This is a genomic window from Bacillus cereus group sp. Bce019, from assembly GCF_051781745.1.
Taxonomy (GTDB): Bacteria; Bacillota; Bacilli; order Bacillales; family Bacillaceae_G; genus Bacillus_A; species Bacillus_A cereus.
In genome coordinates this window covers 1-253 of record NZ_JBPWJX010000241.1, presented here as the reverse complement: position 1 = coordinate 253, position 253 = coordinate 1, and the positions used below count along the sequence as shown (strand labels likewise).

The window sequence follows — 253 nt, the reverse complement described above, 5'->3', positions numbered from 1 at the left end:
CTATTGCTACTCACATGTGCTGGAAAAAATGGCTATGTGTATGAAATAGAAACTCCGAGAGGCTTAGATGTAAACAAATACCTAGGTACATCATCTCCATTTCCTGAGCAAATGGAATTCTCTGTTCCAGGAGGAGTCATGAACTCAGAGATAAAAGGAGTATATAGTCTAAAAAATGGAAGTATAGTGGATTATATTTCAAATCCTAACTTCGGAGGAAAATAATGGAACTTAGAAATTTTCAAATTATCAC

1 protein-coding gene is annotated in these 253 nt (G+C 34.8%); it reads left to right on the top strand.

Annotation, left to right across the window (positions count from 1 at the left end):
* A partial coding sequence (locus ACS2QP_RS28185) for a scabin-related ADP-ribosyltransferase (RefSeq protein ID WP_438883126.1) occupies positions 1–225 on the top strand: 225 nt, incomplete at its 5' end.
* Positions 226–253 lie beyond the last annotated feature (28 nt).